Here is a 17251-nt window from a genome sequence, read left to right as displayed (position 1 = left end):
GTTCAAGCGCGGACTGCTTCCATTTCGGCCGCCTGAAAACGGGGGATATCTGGTTGCCCAATTCCCCTTTCCGGCATTCCCGGTTCCGTTTCCCCGCCGGCCCCACGGCCCCTCCGAGTTCCGGCCGGCCCTGCCGGAACACCGCGGTACCACCACCGAGACCCCCGGACAACGCCGGAAGACCTCGGCCGGCCAGATCGCGGAGGAACAACGGCCGCACGGCCCCGCCGGGCCGAAGTGATCGAGGACATCGACGTCTTCGGCCACGGCTTTCCGGAATCGCCGCCACCGGGACGGCCGGGCGGGAGCAGTCGTCCGCCCGGAAACGGGCTCGAAGGTCGCCGTCTCCCTGAGCGTCACCGGAATCCGGACACGCGATGGGGACCGGTCCCCGGCAGCGGCGATGAAGGACCGTTCCGTCTCAAGCGTGACGGCCACCCCCGATTCCCATGGCGGATTCATCCGGCTCCGGACCCGATTGCAGTTTCCACGCGCTTTCGGACGACCATTCCGCCACGGAGATGATCATGATGCGCGGCCCCCGGACTCCGATATCCCGAGTGACGTCGACCGCTGCGACGGGACGACGGACCATGCCGCCCCCGCGCCCCGCGGAAGGAGATCCCGGCGCTAGCCTTGACCTCGTGTTCTCCTCGGCTCCCGCGACCCTGCCCGCGCCCCTGCGCCGCCGCTACCGGCGGCACGAATGGCGGCGGGTGCGGACCGGGGCCTCCGGTGCCGGGGTGTGGCGCCTGTCCGGGCGGACCTCGCTGTATGTGAAACTGGCCGGCCGCGACGAGCTGACCGCCGAGGCCGACCGCTGCGCCTGGTTGGGACGGGCAGGGATCGGCGCGCCCGAGGTCGTCGACCTGGACGACGACGGGGAGCGGGCGTGGCTGGTGACGACCGAGGTCCCCGGCCGCCCCCTGAGCGGGGAATGGCCCGCCCACCACAGGGCCCCCATCGTCGCCGCCCTCGCCCGGTTCACCCGCCACCTGCACGACCTGCCCGTCGCCGACTGCCCCTTCGACCGCCGGTTGTCCGTCACCCTTCCACTGGCCCGGCAACGGGTCGAGGCCGGGCTGGTCGACGCGGCGGACTTCGACGCCGAACGTCGCGGTCGCACCGCCGGGGAGCTGTTGCCCCTGCTGGAGGAGGGCGCCCCCGAAGGGGAGGACGCCGTGATCTGCCACGGCGACCTGACCCTCGACAACGTCCTCGTCGATCCGGTCACGCTCGACTGGAGCGGTGTCGTGGACGTGGGCCGGCTGGGCGTGGCCGACCGTCACCAAGACCTCGCCCTGGCCTGCCGGGAGCTGGCCGCGGACGCCGACGGCCGGTTCGGCCCGCCCTTCGTCCGGGCCTTCCTGGAACACTACGGTTCCCACCTGGTCGATCCCGACCGGCTCGACTACTACCGGCTGCTCGACGAGTTCTTCTGAGCCGGTCCCCCGGTCCCGGGATGCCCGCTCCTGGAACCCGACGGGGAGCTAGAGGGCGGGTTCGATGTGCTTCATCGTGAAGTGCGACGTGATGCTCCGAATCCGCGGGATGGTCATGACGTGCCGGCTCGGGAAGGTCTCGTCAGCGGCCAGGTCGGCCACCGCCACACGGGCGAAGTAGTCGGGGCCGCCGGAGAGGCGACGCGGTTCGACGACCTCCGGCGCTCGGCCGAGGGCCTGTTCGAAGGTCTCGACGCTCCGCGCGTCCTGGGCCTCCAGGGTCAGGTCGATCAGCACCGCGAAGGAACCGCGGACGCCCCTCGGCCCCCAGTCGTCACCGGCCCGCCCGCTGCCCCTGGGGGGAGGCTGAGGGCCGTTCTGCCGGCGGCGGTGGCAGCGCCCCCGGGGCAGGGGGATCCGCCGCCATCACCATGGCCGCGCTCGCCTGCCCTCCCGCGGCCGGCCCGGGCGGCGCTGTACAGCGCGGCGCCCGACACGGTGGGGCGGATTCCGCGACCGGCCGGCACCGGCGATCCGCGCGGTGACCCGGCGTCGGTCCGGATGGGCGGGCCGCGGGCCCCATCCACGTTCCCGCGCTCCAAGCGGCCGGCCCGCCTCCGCGCGGTGCGGGCCGTCACCGGTCCCCGGCCGCAGCGGCCCTGCCGGGACGGCCCCATACGGTCCCGGCGAGCCCTGACAGAGGGGACGCTGCGCGGCGCGGCGAGGTCCCCGCGGCCCTCGACGTCCTGCCGGACAGGCTCGCCCCTGGGACCGGTCGGGGAAGCCGGGGGAGGGGAACGGTGACGGCGCCGTTCCCCCTGCGGGGTCAGTTCCCCTTCCTCAGCTCCGGCAACACCTCGGCGGCGTAGAAGTCGAAGAACTCGTCCTGGCGGTGGCCCACCTGGGAGACGTAGACCTCGTCGACGCCGGCCTCCAGGTACTCCCGGATCGCGCCGAGGTGCACGTCGGGGTCGGGACCGCACGGCATCATCGAGCCGACGCGCTCCGGGGTGATCAGCTCGGCGAGCTGCTCGAAGTGGCGGGGGAGCGGCAGCAGCTGGGCCGCCTCCCCCGGCAGCGCGTCGTTGGGCCACCTCTCGCAGGCGTAGCGGGCCGCCTCACCGGCGTCGCGCCCCCAGCTGACCTTCAGCCCGGCCTGGACGGGCTTGCCCTCGCCGCCGCTCTCGCGGAAGGTCTGGATGGTCGAGGTCTCGGGCCCCATCATGACCAGACCGTCCCCGATGCGTCCGGCCAGTTCCGCGGCCTTGCGCCCGAACGCCGAGACGTACACCTCGGGGGTGCGTTCGGGCAGCGTGTACAGCCGCGCGGTGTCCACCGTGTAGTGGGGGCCGTTGTGGGTGACGAGCTTGTTGGTCCACAGCTTGCGCATCACCTCGACGGCCTCCTCCAGCATCTCCCGCCGTTCGGCCGCCGGCGGCCAGCGGTCGCCGAGGATGTGCTCGTTGAGGGCCTCCCCGGTGCCCACGCCCAGCGTGAACCCGCCGCGCGCCAGCGCCGCCGAGGTCGCCGTTGCCTGCGCGACGATCGCCGGATGGGTGCGCACCATCGGGCAGGTCACCGCGGTGGTGATCGGCAGGGAGGTGGCCTCGCCGATCGCGCCGATCACCGACCAGACGAACGGGCTCTCCCCCTGCACGTCCAACCAGGGGTGGTAGTGGTCGGAGATCCACAGCGCCTCGAAGCCGGCCTCCTCGGCCCGGCGCGCCTGGCGGACGAGCTCGCGGGGACCGTGCTCCTCGCAGGACAGGAAGTAACCGATACGCGCCACGAAGCAGCACTCTCCTCCGGTGTCGGAACGCGGTACGCCCCTCCGCCTAACCTCCGTGGCGCGGGTCTAACCTCGGGTCCTAGGGGCGTCGTCCGGTGAGCGCGAGCAGCCGGGTCTGGGCGTCGGCGTCCGCCGGCGTCTCCACCGGCGGGTCGAACAGGGCGCCCCCGGAGAAGTCCTGGTCACGCGCCCACTCCAGGACGGCGCCGGTCAGGTCGGGGGCGAGTTGGGTGTCCGCGCCGATCGCGCGGGCGAGGTCCCAGGCGTGCACGGTCAGGTCGAACGTCATCTGCCACAGGTACACCGAGGCGGGGGTGTCTCCGAACGACAGGTGCACGACGCTCTGCGTCGCTCCCGGTTGCAGCCACGCGGTGCGGGCCTCCCGAGCGGCGATCTCCCAGGTGGCGATGGGTTCTTCTCCCAGGCGGTCCCCGTCGAAACGCCCGTCCGCGTCCTCGATCGTGCCGCCGGCGAGCAGGTGCGGGACCCACAGCTGCTCGCTCACCAGGTGGTTGACGAGGTCGTGGACGTCCCAGTCGGAGCAGGGTGTGGGCAGCGCCCACTGGTCGAGCCGGACCTCGCGCACCCGACGGTCGAACTCACCCATCGCCTGGCCGTGAAGGTCGAGAAGGTCGGACATCGAAGCCCCTTCCGTCGTGATCGTCGGCATGACTGCCCATCCCTACCCGATGCGACGCGCTCGCAACACGGCCGGCGATCCGAATCGGCGGAAGTGTAAAGACCGGATTTCCCGGAAGGAAACCGATGTCACGGCGAGGCCGCACCACGGCCCTCACCCACGGTGACGATCATTGGAAAGGCCAGCACAACGACACGGGCCCGATCCGGGCGGCACGGATCCGGGGGGCGGGTCCGGCTAGGAGTGATTCGTGTCAACAGCAGACCCGGAGCGGGCGCGGGCGAGCGGGGAGATGAACATCGTCCACGTGGCGATGATCGCCGGCGCCGCCGCCATGGGCGGCTTCCTCTTCGGCTATGACAGCTCGGTGATCAACGGCGCCGTCGCCGCGATCGAGGAGCACTTCCAGGTCGGCGCGACCGAGACCGGATTCACGGTCGCCGCCGCGCTGCTCGGCTCCGCGGTCGGTGCCGCCATCGCCGGCGGGCTGGCCGACCGGTTCGGCCGTATCCGCGTGATGCAGGTCGCCGCGGTCCTGTTCGGGATCAGCGCCATCGGTTCGGCACTGCCGTTCGCCATCTGGGACCTCGCCCTCTGGCGGGTCGTCGGCGGTATCGCCATCGGCATCGCCTCGGTCATCGCGCCCACCTACATCGCGGAGGTCTCACCTCCCGCCTACCGGGGACGGCTGGCCTCGCTGCAACAGCTCGCGATCGTCCTGGGCATCGCGGTCTCCCAGCTCGTCAACTACGCGCTGGCCTCCGTGGCCGGGGGGAGCGCGCTGGATCAGCTCGGCCCGTTGCAGGCGTGGCAGTGGATGCTCGGCGCCGCGCTGGTGCCGGCCGTCATCTACTTCCTGCTGACCCTGTCGATCCCGGAGTCACCGCGCTACCTGGTGCGCGTGGGCAAGACCGAGCGCGCCCGCCGGGTCCTGAACGAGGTCGAGGGCGGAGACGTCGACGAGCGTATCCGCGAGATCAGGCGGGCGCTCGGCTCCGAGGTCAAGCCGAAGCTGAGCGACCTGCGCGGGGGCCGCTTCGGACTGCTGCCGATCGTGTGGATCGGCATGGCGCTGTCGGCGTTCCAGCAGCTCGTCGGCATCAACGTGATCTTCTACTACTCGGCGTCGCTGTGGCAGTCGGTGGGCATCCAGGAGAGCGACTCGCTGCTGTTGTCGCTGTTCACCTCGATCGTCAACATCATCGGCACCTTCATCGCGATCGGCCTGGTGGACCGCATCGGCCGCAAGCCGCTGCTGCTGACCGGCTCCATCGGCATGGCCGTGTCGCTGGCGGTGACCGCGTTCGCCTTCAGCCACGCCGAGGTCGTCGGCGAGCAGGCGAACCTCCCGTTCATGTGGGGCGCGGTCGCGCTCACCTCGGCCAGCGCCTTCGTGCTGTTCTTCGCCCTGTCGTGGGGTGTGGTGACATGGGTGCTGCTGGGGGAGATGTTCCCGCTGCGCATCCGCGCCGCCGCCATGGCGGTCGCGACGGCCACACAGTGGATCGCCAACTGGCTGGTCACCATCACGTTCCCGGCTCTGCGCGACTGGAACCTGACCGGCACCTACCTGATCTACACGGCGTTCGCGGTGCTGTCGCTGCTCTTCGTGTGGCGCTTCATCAGCGAGACGAAGGGGCGCACCCTGGAGTCGATGGGGACATAGCCGGCTCAGGCGCCCTTTTCCGCCTCCCGGTCGGGTTGTCCAGCCCCCGACCGGGGGGCGAATGGGGGGCACGCGCCCCCTCTATGGCCGGTCGGAACCACGACCGCGCGCGGCGGCCTCCACCGCTTGGATGAGGCGGGGAAGATGACGGCCGGCCTCGTTGTAGCGGCTCGCCTGATAAGCCGCGTAGGCGCGGTCGACCTCGGCGCGCAACCGGGAGATGTCTACGGCAAGGCCCTCCCCGGCGCCCTCGATGATGGTCTCCAGGCTGGTGCAACGCATCATGGCGCGCTCGATCTCGCGGGCGGCCGCGTACTTCATATCGGCCTCCTCGGGGCTGTCGCCCCCGGTCAGGTCGGTGATGCTCACCCGTGGGACTTCGGCCAGCCGGGTGAGGACGGCATGGGAGTCCACGTCGCGCTTACCTCGCTCGACCTGGGACAGCCATGACTCCGAGCGGCCGAGGTGGCCGGCGAGAACGGATTGGGAGTAGCCGCGGCGCTTGCGGCTGCGACGGATGATCTGGCCCCGCGTGGTGGCGTCCACGACGGCCTCCTCCTCAACAGTGGGGGACGACGGAGCGCAAAGCGGTGGCGATCTCCCCCCAAGAGGGCATGCGCCGTTCGTAGGGGGCGTCGGGATCGTGCAACAAGGTGACGGCCGGCATCGACTCCAGTGTCTCCAGGCTCCGCCGGAAGGCCGGGTGGCTCGCAAGCTGGGGTTTGCAATGCGGCACCACGACCGTGGGCACCCCGTAGCCGACCATCTCGCACAGCAGGCCGATCGCGAAGCAGTCCGCGATGCCCTGGGCGAACTTGTTGGTGGAGTTGAAGGTGAGCGGGCAGGCCAGCACCGCGTCCGCGGGCGGCAGGGGCGCGCCGGTACCCGGCATCCGGTACTCCACCCGGACCCGCTCGCCGGTCAGCTCGGCAAGCCGCCCCAGGTCGTGGAATCGGGCGCCGTTGGGAGTGGACGACGCGGCGACCCGCCAGCCATCGTCTTGGAGCAACTCCACCAGCTCCGGGACACCCTCGGGAGCGGGGGCGCCGGAGAGGACGAGGTAGAGCGTCGGGGGGTCGCCATGGGGTCAGTGTAGGAGGCGGACCTCTACCGGCACGGGCACAACAGGTTCTGCGCCGTCGCCAGGACAGGCCGTGCACCCGCCGTCGTGCATGCACGGCCCCGGCGGATTCCGCCGCTTCCTTACACCGTGCCGTCCGTCGACCAACAGCAGCAGCCCGCGCAGGTGCCCGTAGGACGCCACTTGGCGACCGGTCGTCCCCACGCGCGTGGGGGAGCAGCATGTTGGCGTCCCCACGCCGGGTTTGTGCGGGGCCGGACGGGGTTTCCACGGTGGGGTGAGCGACCTGTCGACCTCGTGATAGGCCGGGCACCGACTCGCGCCCGTCCTTTGGAGCGACGCGGTGGATCCGGCCGGGGGTCGTGCCCGCCCTGGCGGCAGGCAGGCACCCGCGTGCCGGGAAGGCACGGCCGAAATGAGAACGGTTGGAATGCCAGCGGCTCCGCGTCGGCGTGGTGACGTCGGGGGACGCTCCTTCAGGCGACGAGGGAGGCCTTCCCGCGCCTCCGGACGCCGGCCGTGAGCCGGCGCGCCAGCTCCTCCAGCGCGGCCGGGGTGAACACGACCCCTTCGGCGAGAAGCCGGGCCTGGGAGTAGACGACCGTATCGCCCGCGGCCTCGTGCCTGCGGACGATACGCACCCGCCCCTCGGGGCGCACCGTGATGATGGCGTCAGTGGGGGCGTGCATCAGCGCGAGAATGTGCCGGGGCAGGATGTCGCACACGGGACGGACCTTCTCGTCGGGAGGTTCGGGACCGTTCCGCCCGCCGTTTCGAAGCGGCCGGGGCGGAGGCTCATGCCCTACCCCGGACCAGGGGTTTATTCCGCCTGGTCCGGTGAGGACGGTGGGGGTGGAATACCAGCCGCGGACATCGGGCCGCGAGCGCCCCGGTCTCGGACGGCGCTATGACATCCCTCAGCCGAAACGTCGCTTCTCGAGCGGAATGACCGATTCCCTATCCAGGGTCGGATATGACAGAGAAGCGATACCGGAGCGCACCTGTTCCCCGAACCGTGTTCACCTGGCCGATACCGGCCCCAGGGACATGCGCGGACGTCACCTGACGTTCTTTTCAATCATCAGAAAAGGCCCCATGGCCGCGGCGGGACCCTCGGCAGGTATCACCAGAGGACAACTGTTGCCATAATAGTTACAACTGTAACTTTTCAACTGTCTGCTGTATTGTTCCGACGCGATCACCGGGAAAGGGGAGCGATTCGGTGAGCGCACTTGAGGAATTCCACGGCCCGCGGCGGGAGTACGGCGCCAGCCTCCGGGACCGCGCCGGCCGTGTTCCATCGGACGACGCGAAATCCCACCCGCCGGACCGCCGACGGAGGCCGTCACCGGCAGGGGCGGGCGTGTCACGGATGACGCTCCACCTTCTTCCAGCTGAGGGGATCCCCCTCCGTTCCCTGCCGGCGGCGCGCAGCGCGCGGACGCGGTGGCCCGCCGTCTCCCAAGAGGACACGGCCGCGTTTTCTGTACGCGGCCCCGGGACCGTCGTGGGTTTCCGGCCGGTCCCTCGGGGAACACGGACGGCGGCCCCTGAATCAGGGACTTCGGCCTCCTCCTTCGGGAACCGATGGATCGTGTCGCCCGCCTCCCGTGGTGAGGACATCGCCTCGACGTTTCAACGGATCGTTCCCGCGCCGTGCGGCACCCCGATCGAGCGTTTGCGCGAGCGCGCCGGGATGCACCTGGCCGGCGCCGGTTCCCGTTTCCACAGCCATGACGAATACGGAACTCTTGCCGGCTGTGACGGTATTCGCAGTCGGACGATGGAGCCGGTTACCGAGATCTTCGGACTGGCGTGACCGAAAACGCCCGGCCGTGCATACGACAGGCGGTGAAAACGGCAGATGAAAGCGATGTGATGTTCCCCCCGGAACCAAGGAACGCGACAAGAGGATGTCCACTGCGCTCCACCGAGGCAGAGCCGCTGCCCCGGCCGGATCCACAACACATACCAGGCCGGAATTCCCCCTGGGAGCGGTTACGCCGTCTCCACGGCCCCCTCGCCCCCGTCGAGATCGCCCCCGGTGTCCGTGTCTGGCTCACCCTCACCTACGAGGCCACCGCGCAGGCCCTGCGCAGTCCCACGCTGTCCAACGACCCCCGGCACTGGGAGGAGTTCCACTCCGGACGGGTGGGCGAAGCCGGTCTGCTTCCGCTCACGGCACCGCGCGACAACGCCCTGACCTCGGACGGGGAGACCCACCGGCGGCGCCGCGCGCCCCTCGTGGACGGACTCGTCAAGCTCACCGCGCGGGGGATGGGCCAGGAGATCACCGCCATCACCGACCGCCTCATCGACTCCTTCATCGAACGCGGTCACGCCGACCTGATCGGCGAGTTCGCCACGCGCCTGCCGGCCCTCGTGCTCAGTCGCGCCTATGGGCTCTCGGACGGGAACGGGCTGCGTCTGGCCGGACTCGCCTCCCGGTTCTGGGACTGCGACCCCGCCACGGCGGCCCCGGCCGCCGCCGAACTGGAGGCGTTCTTCGCGGAACTGACCGCCCGCGCCCGACGCTGGCCCGGCGAGGACCTGGCGAGCTGGATGATCACCCATCCCTCGCGGCTCAGCGAGACCGAGATCCGGCACGGCCTGATGTCCTACATCGCCGCCGGAAACGATCTCACGGCCCATCTCATCGCCAACACCCTGGTCGAGCTGCTGGCGGACCCCGCTCCCGAGCGGGGTCCGGTCCTCTCGCACGTCGACGTCGGAAGGGCGGTCCGGCGCGCGTGCCGGGTGCGCCCCCCGTTGCGGGTGTGGCCGGCGCGCTACGCCATCCAGGACACCGACATCGCCGGGGTTCGCATAGGCGCGGGCGAGGGGGTGGCCATCGGTTTCGAACCCGCCCACGAGGACCCGGCCCTCGCCCACCACGTCGAGGACGCCGAACACGCCCTCCTGACCTGGGGGGCGGGAACGCACACCTGCCCGGCCCGCTCCCTCGCGTGGGAGATCACCGAGCAGGGCGTCACCGCCGTGCTGCGCCGCCTGCGAGAACCCCGCCTGGCCCTGCGGGTGGAGGAACTGCGGCCCCGGCCGGGGCCCCTCCTCAACGCCTTCGACGCGCTGCCCGTGCGCTTCGTCCCCGGCCGTCCCGCCTCCGCCACTCGGGCTCTGGGCCCCGGCCGGCCCGCACGGCCGAGGCCACGCCGTAGGGGAAAGGGGAGGGCCTGGCTGACACGCTGGTGGTGCCACTGAGGGCGGACGAGGGGCGCTGCGCGTGGCCGTGGACCTCGACGCCGCGGGCGGGCCGCGTCCCCTCCCGTTCCGGCGGGCGGTGAACGCGCGAGGTCCATGGCGCCCACCGACGCGGACCCTGGCCGGGGCGGGCCAGCGAGAGCGTGCCGGGCTCCCGCCGAGGCGGGCGGCCGTGGCGTCCACGGGGACGCGGATTCTCGGGGAAACCCGCTCGAACGGTCCCCGGCCTGCCCTAGGGTCCTCGTGTGCTGACCCGTGTGACAGGCGTCCTCGTCGAGGACGACCGCCTTCTGCTGGTGGAGCAGGAGGGCGGTGGAGCCCGCCGGTGGCACCTGCCCGGCGGGAAGGTCGAGGAGGGGGAGTCCCTCGCCGACTCCATGACGCGCGAGATGCGCGAGGAGACCGGACTCCGGGTGGAGGTCGTCAGGCTGCTGTACCTGTGCGACCACCTCGTGCCGGCCGAGGGCCTGCACGTCCTCCACATCACCTTCGAGGTGCGCCGGCTGGGCGGGCGCCTCGGCGACATCGCGCCCGGCGCCGACTTCCGGCCGATCCTCGGCGTGGAGTTCGTGCCGTTCCATGAACTGGGTGAACGCGGGTTCGGTGAGCGGTTCGTCGAGCTCGTGGCGGAAGGGTTCCCCGGCGCCGGGCGCTACGCGGGTCCCAAGTCCGCTCTCGGACTGTGAGCCCGCGCTCCCCGGCCGCTCCCACCCCGCGCCGGTGCCCGGCACGCCGGCGGCCCCGGGACCGCCTCTCCCGTCGGAGGTCATCGCCTCGCGTGGGCCGCCCGCGTGCGGGCGGCCCACGCCGCAGAGGCGGGGAGTGTCAGGAGGGCGGGTGGAGCAGGTCCAACCCCAGTGGGGTGAGGACGTGACGGACCATGGCCCCGTGTCGTTCGCTGGCCACCAGGCCGGCGTCGCGCAGCAACGAGGTGTGCTCGCTGGCCGAGGACAGCGAGATGTCCAGACTGCGCGCGAGTTCGCCGGTGGTGTGCTCGCTGGTGAGCGCGCGCAGGACCGCGGCGCGGGTGCGTCCGAGCAGCCGGGCCAGCGTGTCCCCCGCCGGCCGTTGCCTCTCGGAGGCCCTGGCCAGGAAGGACAGCGGCTCATGGCGCACCGGGTAGAGCAGCACCGGTGGCAGGGCGGGGTCCAGGAAGGTCACCGGGTTGGTCGCGCAGAAGAACGCCGGGATCAGGAGCAGGCCACGGCCTCCCAGGTGCATGTCCTGGTCGACACCGTAGTCGAGCTCGATCGTGCTCATCCGGCTCGGCGGCGTCCTCGCCGCGCGCGTGATCGGCGCCACCGCCCCGCCGGGGGCGGCGGCCTCTCGCGCGCCGTGCTGGGCCTTGTGAGAGATGTAGTCCCAGTAGGGGCGCAGGGCGACCTCGAAGTAGCAGGTCACCGCACGCGACAGCAGGCGCATGGCGCCCGCCTCCTTGCGGACGAGGCCGCTGGTCCAGGCCGGACGTGGACCGCCCGCGAACCTCAGGTCGAGGTCACGGGCGATCTGTCGGCGTGGGGTGGCGAGGAGCGCTTCGAGGCCGTCGGACAGGTCCGGTCCCGCGACGGGGCTGAGGAAGTCAGGGGCATAGCCCTGGGCCGGCACGAGGTCGAGCAGCGCGCGACCGGCGGGGGGCAGCCGGGTGAGGACACGCCGTCGCCATGGTCCGAAGACCAGTTCGTCGGACGCCTCGGCCAGCATGTACAGGCTGAGCAGGATCTCCCACATGGGATCGGGTCGGGGGAGGACCCGCACCTTCTCCCAGTCGGTGGAAGAGAAATGGATGCGCAACATCGGGATCCGTTCCGCTGTTTCTCGAACGGCGCGAGTACAGGACAGGTCGGGAGGCCGTGCCGGCGCGGAAATATCCTCCGTCGGCCGAGTCGGCCTCCCCGACACCGCCCAGAGTAGGGAACCCCCGCAGGGCGCCCCGCCGGCGGTTCCACGCGGTTGCGGCCCCGAGCATTCCCGCCGCGGGTGGCCGGTCTCGGGGCGCACCACACCGACCTGGTGGTTTCGGCGGACACCGAAAGGTAGCGCGCGGGTCTGTACCGGGCCGGTGGGGGCGGCTAGCGTTGGCGACGCGATCGACGGGGGATCCACACGAAACGGTCGAGGAAGACAGGGTGGAGACCGGCGCCGCGACGCTTGTCACGGGGGTGATGTCGGCGGGCGGGGCGACGACGGCGGACGCCCGCGGCGGGACGGGACAACGGAGCAGGAGGCGTCGACGGCGAGATCCTCGTCGGCGTGATCGCCCGATGTCGCGCCCGGTGCCTCCAGCGGCCGCCACCACGCGGGTCGGGCCGCGGCGCCGTGGACGGTGCGGCACCACGGCCCGATCTCGCGCCGGACCGGCCCTCAGCGTGGAGGGACGTCCGAAACCCCCATATGGCCTACGCCGCTTTCCCGCAGCCATCCGGGAACAGCCCGGTCCGGCGACGCAGCGTCCCGGCGCGTAGGCCCCGCCTGCCCCCGTCGGGGAGGGTTGAGCCCCCTTCCCCTCCCCGACGAGGATGCAACACCCCACGTGAAGCCGGTCCGACACGAGCGCGCTAAGGGCACCTCGCGGGGACGGCCCCTCTTTTCCCGAGGGGCCGTCGCCGTGCCGATCCCCTCGGCTACGTGGCGGCGGAGCCTCCACGCAGGGCGGTGTCGAGGTCGTGGTGGATGGGAACGAGCAGGTCCAGGCCGACCAGCGAGAGGACGCGACGGACCTGCGCATCAGGGACGGCCAGCACCAGGGCCGGCCCCTCCGGGCCCGCCTGGCCGAGCGCGGCCATGATCGCGGCGATGCCGGAGGAGTCACAGAAGACCGTGCGGGACATGTCCACGACGACACAGGCCGGGCCCGCGGCGACCGCGTCGCTCAGGGCTTCGGCGAAGTCGTCGGCGACGGTCATGTCGATCTCGACCGGGGCGGGGACCACGAGGGGGGCGTCGCGTGCGCAGGGGGCGTGCATGGCAGCGGAGACCTTCCATCTCCAGGAGACACATGACGGCGAGAGCGCCGAAACGTGGTGGACCATCGTCGCATCCCGACCCGAGCAGGGGCAACGTGACTGGACGATCCGGGGACCGACCGGACGCGTCCCGGCTGTGGCCTCTGGTTCCGGCCGTCCGGGGCGGACGAGAACGGCCGGAGCCTCCGCGGACGGACGGACCGGTTCGGCCGGCCCGGCGGGATCGGGTGCGGGAGGACGGCCACCCCGGCATCGCCGCCCGGGGCCGACCTCGTTGCGTTTTCCCAGGGCCTGCGCACCGATACCACGCCGTTGCCGGGCGGGCTCGCTTCGGCCGGGCGCGGCGGATCCTCTCCGTCCTGTCCCGGGCGGGTGACATCGCGACGCTCACGGTGACCGGGCTCGTCCCTCTCGACGGTGTGGCCGTGCGCGGCCCGCGCACCGGCACGCCCCGATCCAGGGCTGATGACAGGCGTCCCCGCGGCGGGGCCTCGGGGCAGGGGCGAGAACCGGGCACGACGCCGCCGGGCCGTCGCCCGGGTCGCGGCCGTACCACCATCCCGCGCCGGCCCTTTCCAGCATCGGACACGCCTCGCACGCGGGAAGACCGCGTGGCTCGGACTGCGCCTCAGGGTGAGGTGGGCCGGTGCCGGAGGTGGACATGACGAGAAGACCGGGATGTGGGTACACCACCCGGTATGAGCGATCCCCTCTTCCTCACGTCCAGCCACAGCGCGAACGTCGACAACCGCGTCGAGGCCGCCTTCCCCGGCTCCGGTCGCTCCACCCGTCCGGAGGCCCCGGCAAAGTCCCGCCATAGCGCGCCGGTCCGCGACTCCGAGGGTTTCGGGCGCGGCCGTCCCGCCGTCGTCCCCGCCGAGTGGGCCGTCTTCCTGCGCGACGTCCGCGGCGAACTCCTGTGACACCGGACCGGTCCGGCGGCGCGGTCGCGGCCTCCAACAGGACGGCCGGCGCGCTTCGCCGGGCCGGCGTGGTGCCCGTCCAACGGTGAGAACTCCGGCGGATCGCCGTCCCGTCCTCGGGACGGCGCATCGGCGTGGGCGGCGCACACCAGGACACGGGGTTCCAGCACCGGAGGTGGCACCGAGCCCCCAGGCGATGCCTGGCACCGCCGCCGGCCCCGAGGACGGCGCACAGATCCGGACGTGCCCCTCCCGGCCGAGGGGAGGGGCACGTCCAGGGACAGAGCGGGCCGCAGGACGACGGCGGCCCTCGTCCTCGTCGTCAGTCGGTGCCGGACTCCATCGCCGCCTGGTCGAGCAGTTCGTCGCCACCGGGCGCCTCGCCCCGGGAGGCGATCGCCTCGGCGCCGCCCTCCTGCATCGCGCCGATCAGGCCGGTCGAGGCCGCCTGCGCCGCGCCGACGGACGTCGACTGCCGGCCGCCGACCATGCCGATCCCGGCGTAGTGCTCCAGCTTGGCCCGGGAGTCGGCGATGTCGAGGTTGCGCATGGTCAGCTGGCCGATGCGGTCGACCGGGCCGAAGGCGGAGTCCTGGGTCCGCTCCATGGAGAGCTTGTCCGGGTGGTAGCTGAGAGCCGGGCCGGAGGTGTCCAGGATGGAGTAGTCCTCGCCACGCCGCAGCCGCAGGGTCACCTCGCCGGTGACGGCCATCCCGACCCAGCGCTGGAGCGACTCGCGCAGCATCAGCGCCTGCGGGTCCAGCCAGCGCCCCTCGTACATGAGCCTGCCCAGCCGCCGGCCCTCGTTGTGGTAGGTGGCGATGGTGTCCTCGTTGTGGATCGCGTTGACCAGACGCTCGTAGGCCGCGTGCAGCAGCGCCATGCCCGGCGCCTCGTAGATGCCGCGGCTCTTGGCCTCGATGATCCGGTTCTCGATCTGGTCGGACATGCCGAGGCCGTGCCGGCCGCCGATCGCGTTGGCCTCCAGCACCAGTTCGACGGCGGAGCCGAACTCCTTGCCGTTGATGGTGACCGGACGCCCCTGTTCGAAGCCGATCGTGACGTCCTCGGCGTGGATCTCGACGTCGGGGTCCCAGAAGCGGACGCCCATGATCGGCTCGACGATCTCGATGCCGGTGTCGAGGTGCTCCAGGGACTTGGCCTCGTGGGTGGCGCCCCAGATGTTGGCGTCGGTGGAGTAGGCCTTCTCCACGCTGTCCCGGTAGGGCAGGCCGCGGGCCAGCAACCACTCCGACATCTCCTTGCGCCCGCCGAGCTCGCCGACGAACTCGGCGTCCAGCCACGGCTTGTAGATCCGCAGGGAGGGGTTGGCGAGCAGACCGTAACGGTAGAACCGCTCGATGTCGTTGCCCTTGAAGGTGGAGCCGTCGCCCCAGATCTGCACGTCGTCCTCGAGCATCGCGCGCACCAGCATGGTGCCCGTGACGGCTCGGCCGAGCGGGGTGGTGTTGAAGTAGGAACGGCCGCCGGATCGGATGTGGAACGCCCCGCAGGCCAGGGCCGCGAGTCCCTCCTCCACGAGGGCCGCCCGGCAGTCGACCAACCGGGCGACCTCGGCGCCGTACTGCGCGGCGCGGCCGGGCACCGAGGCGATGTCGGGTTCGTCGTACTGGCCGATGTCGGCGGTGTAGGTGCAGGGAACGGCGCCCTTTTCGCGCATCCACGCGACCGCTACGGAGGTGTCGAGGCCGCCGGAGAAGGCGATCCCGACGCGCTCGCCGACAGGCAGGGAGGAGAGGACCTTGGACATGAGTAAAAGTATGCACGTTAACGCATGAGCATGCAATCCCGTTGTGGATGTGACGCGCCACCAGCGACGAGGGCCTCCCCCTTCCCCACCCGTTGCCGACCGGCGGGCCCCGCCGTGGTGCGCGCCTGCGAGACGATCCCGCCCCGCCGACCGGCCGGAGCGTTGCGCGCCCCGGGATCGGCGGGCCGCGTTCGTCCACCGTCCCGGGACGTGACGAAGGGGCCCCTCGCTTCAAAAGGCGGCGCGAAGAGGCGGGAAGGCCGGGCGCGGAGGACGGGGGCGCGCGGCGTGGCCCTCGACGAACTCCCGAAGCGACGGCCGCGGCGCCGCGCGGGAACGGCGGCGTGGACGGACCGCGAAAGGCCCGGTCCCCTGCGCCGAGAGGGAGACACGGGAAAACGTGTTGCCGTCCGAGACGAACGAGGGTTCGATGAACGCCACCGCTTCGGTGGATGGACCCGAGGCCGTGACGAAGGTGGTGGATGCGCGCTGTGAGGATGCACGCGGACGAGGCCGATATCGACGAAACCCTCGTGCACCGGCTGGTCGCCGAGCAGTTCCCCGACTGGTCGGGCCTATCGGTCGAACCGGTGGAGTCCAGCGGGACCGACAACGCCATGTACCGGCTGGGGGAGGAGATGGTCGTACGGCTGCCGCGCATCCCCGGAGCCGTGAACGGTGTCGCGCACGAACTGCGCTGGCTTCCCCGGCTGGCCGCGCACCTCCCCGTCCCCGTTCCCCGGCCACTGAGGGAGGGACGTCCCACCCCGGCCTACCCCTGGCCCTGGTCGGTCTATCAGTGGCTGGAGGGGACCAACCCGCGGGTGGACTCCCTCGCCGATCCGGACGGACTGGCCGAGGACCTGGCGGAGTTCGTCGCGGCACTGCGCGCGGTCGACCCCATCGGTGGCCCGGCCGCGGAGCGCGGCGTGCCCCTGGCCGAACGGGACGCGCCCACGCGCGCGGCGCTCGCGCAGCTGGAAGGGGAGATCGACGTCGCGGCGGCGACCGCGGTGTGGGAGGAGGCCCTGCGCGTCCCCGAACGGCGAGGGCCGGCCGTGTGGATGCACGCGGATCTGTCCCCGGGCAACCTGCTGACCGTGGACGGCAGGCTCGGCGCCGTCATCGACTTCGCCGCCGCGGGCACGGGCGACCCCACGGTGGACCTGATCGTCGCCTGGAACCTGCTGCCGGCCTCAGCCCGCGGCGTCTTCCGGGAGAGGCTGGACGTCGACGAGGCCACCTGGATCAGGGGCCGCGGTTGGGCGCTGTCGATCGCGCTCATCCAGCTCCCCTACTACCGGCACACCAATCCGGTGCTGGCGGCCAACGCCCGCCACGTGATCGGCGAGGTCCTCGCCGACCCATCCTGACCTCCGCCGGCATCGTCGCCGGCCGACTCGCCGTACCGTCCGCTGTGGCCGACCGAGGCGAGGGGCAGGGCGCCCTGTCCGCCCCGACATCGCGTGACGACTGCCATCGACGGCGCCGATCCGGGAAGCCACCGTAGGTCCCAGCGGCGTTGCCACGACGGTCGGGGGAGGGAGGGCGGGTGGCGGCGCCCGGAGGGAACCGCCAGCGGAGGGACAGCCGGGCCACAGCAGTCTGAGGCTCCCGCCGCTGACAGCCGCCCTCGGCCGCCTCTGGCGGATCCACGCACCGAGATCGTCGACACCCACCGTTCCGGCTCGTCGGGACGCGGGCGCGGTCACCGTGCCACGGGACCGACGGCCACGCGAGCGGGGCGGGCGACAACC

General features: G+C 71.9%; 15 protein-coding genes and 1 pseudogene. 7 read left to right on the top strand and 9 right to left on the bottom strand.

All coding sequences use genetic code 11. From position 1 onward, the window contains the following. Nucleotides 1-668: 668 nt before the first annotated feature. On the top strand, nucleotides 669-1442 hold the full coding sequence (locus ACYVHU_RS11280; RefSeq protein ID WP_498948571.1) for an APH(3') family aminoglycoside O-phosphotransferase: 774 nt from the start codon (nucleotides 669-671) through the stop codon (nucleotides 1440-1442). A 48-nt stretch (nucleotides 1443-1490) separates the two neighbouring features. On the opposite strand, the gene ACYVHU_RS11275 is transcribed toward ACYVHU_RS11280, so the two are convergent. The 3 genes from ACYVHU_RS11275 to ACYVHU_RS11265 all read right to left on the bottom strand — a co-directional run bounded on the left by ACYVHU_RS11275 (nucleotide 1491) and on the right by ACYVHU_RS11265 (nucleotide 3871). Further along, the gene (locus ACYVHU_RS11275; protein ID WP_200813585.1) at nucleotides 1491-1739 is read right to left on the bottom strand and encodes an Lrp/AsnC ligand binding domain-containing protein; all 249 of its coding nucleotides are present in this window, start codon (nucleotides 1737-1739) and stop codon (nucleotides 1491-1493) included. A gap of 529 nt (nucleotides 1740-2268) precedes the next feature. Then, a complete protein-coding gene (locus tag ACYVHU_RS11270; RefSeq protein WP_498948302.1) occupies nucleotides 2269-3231 on the bottom strand; it encodes an LLM class oxidoreductase in 963 nt (320 codons plus the stop codon). 79 nt (nucleotides 3232-3310) lie between these two features. Beyond that, entirely contained in the window at nucleotides 3311-3871 is a 561-nt protein-coding gene (locus ACYVHU_RS11265; RefSeq protein WP_432941739.1) for a TIGR03086 family metal-binding protein, read from the bottom strand. A 292-nt stretch (nucleotides 3872-4163) separates the two neighbouring features. Here ACYVHU_RS11265 and ACYVHU_RS11260 point away from each other — a divergent pair, with 292 nt between their 5' ends. After that, nucleotides 4164-5537 (top strand): sugar porter family MFS transporter, encoded by a 1374-nt coding sequence (locus tag ACYVHU_RS11260; protein ID WP_432941736.1) that lies wholly within the window; start codon nucleotides 4164-4166, stop codon nucleotides 5535-5537. Between the two features lie 81 nt (nucleotides 5538-5618). Here the strand turns inward: ACYVHU_RS11260 and ACYVHU_RS11255 are convergent, their stop codons facing one another. The 3 genes and pseudogenes from ACYVHU_RS11255 to ACYVHU_RS11245 all read right to left on the bottom strand — a co-directional run bounded on the left by ACYVHU_RS11255 (nucleotide 5619) and on the right by ACYVHU_RS11245 (nucleotide 7343). Beyond that, nucleotides 5619-6083, bottom strand: coding sequence for a helix-turn-helix domain-containing protein (locus ACYVHU_RS11255; RefSeq protein WP_498948300.1), 465 nt, complete (start codon nucleotides 6081-6083; stop codon nucleotides 5619-5621). Between the two features lie 13 nt (nucleotides 6084-6096). Continuing rightward, nucleotides 6097-6609: pseudogene (locus ACYVHU_RS11250) on the bottom strand (flavoprotein); the annotation flags it as partial. Nucleotides 6610-7094: 485 nt separating this feature from the next. Then, on the bottom strand, nucleotides 7095-7343 hold the full coding sequence (locus tag ACYVHU_RS11245; RefSeq protein WP_078761278.1) for a hypothetical protein: 249 nt from the start codon (nucleotides 7341-7343) through the stop codon (nucleotides 7095-7097). A gap of 869 nt (nucleotides 7344-8212) precedes the next feature. On the opposite strand from ACYVHU_RS11245, the gene ACYVHU_RS11240 reads away from it, so the two are divergent. The 3 genes from ACYVHU_RS11240 (at nucleotide 8213) to ACYVHU_RS11230 (ending at nucleotide 10523) form a co-directional block, all read left to right on the top strand. Then, entirely contained in the window at nucleotides 8213-8437 is a 225-nt protein-coding gene (locus tag ACYVHU_RS11240; protein WP_498948298.1) for a hypothetical protein, read from the top strand. Between the two features lie 56 nt (nucleotides 8438-8493). Then, nucleotides 8494-9837 carry a cytochrome P450 family protein gene (locus ACYVHU_RS11235; RefSeq protein ID WP_498948296.1) on the top strand — a complete coding sequence of 448 codons (1344 nt, stop codon included), beginning with the start codon at nucleotides 8494-8496 and terminating at the stop codon, nucleotides 9835-9837. Nucleotides 9838-10082: 245 nt separating this feature from the next. After that, the gene (locus ACYVHU_RS11230) at nucleotides 10083-10523 is read left to right on the top strand and encodes an NUDIX domain-containing protein (protein WP_235000890.1); all 441 of its coding nucleotides are present in this window, start codon (nucleotides 10083-10085) and stop codon (nucleotides 10521-10523) included. Nucleotides 10524-10662: 139 nt separating this feature from the next. Here the strand turns inward: ACYVHU_RS11230 and ACYVHU_RS11225 are convergent, their stop codons facing one another. Beyond that, nucleotides 10663-11631 carry an ArsR/SmtB family transcription factor gene (locus ACYVHU_RS11225; protein WP_498948294.1) on the bottom strand — a complete coding sequence of 323 codons (969 nt, stop codon included), beginning with the start codon at nucleotides 11629-11631 and terminating at the stop codon, nucleotides 10663-10665. 827 nt (nucleotides 11632-12458) lie between these two features. Further along, nucleotides 12459-12800, bottom strand: a complete 342-nt coding sequence (locus ACYVHU_RS11220; RefSeq protein WP_498948292.1) for an STAS domain-containing protein — start codon at nucleotides 12798-12800, stop codon at nucleotides 12459-12461. 698 nt (nucleotides 12801-13498) lie between these two features. Here ACYVHU_RS11220 and ACYVHU_RS11215 point away from each other — a divergent pair. Next, entirely contained in the window at nucleotides 13499-13723 is a 225-nt protein-coding gene (locus ACYVHU_RS11215) for a DUF397 domain-containing protein (protein WP_078761282.1), read from the top strand. A gap of 322 nt (nucleotides 13724-14045) precedes the next feature. Here the strand turns inward: ACYVHU_RS11215 and argG are convergent, their stop codons facing one another. Beyond that, entirely contained in the window at nucleotides 14046-15494 is a 1449-nt protein-coding gene (argG, locus tag ACYVHU_RS11210) for an argininosuccinate synthase (RefSeq protein WP_078761283.1), read from the bottom strand. A gap of 482 nt (nucleotides 15495-15976) precedes the next feature. On the opposite strand from argG, the gene ACYVHU_RS11205 reads away from it, so the two are divergent. Then, nucleotides 15977-16867, top strand: coding sequence for an aminoglycoside phosphotransferase family protein (locus ACYVHU_RS11205; RefSeq protein ID WP_078761284.1), 891 nt, complete (start codon nucleotides 15977-15979; stop codon nucleotides 16865-16867). Nucleotides 16868-17251 lie beyond the last annotated feature (384 nt).

This window comes from Marinactinospora endophytica (assembly GCF_054780875.1).
This window is presented reverse-complemented; position numbering and strand designations above follow the sequence as displayed.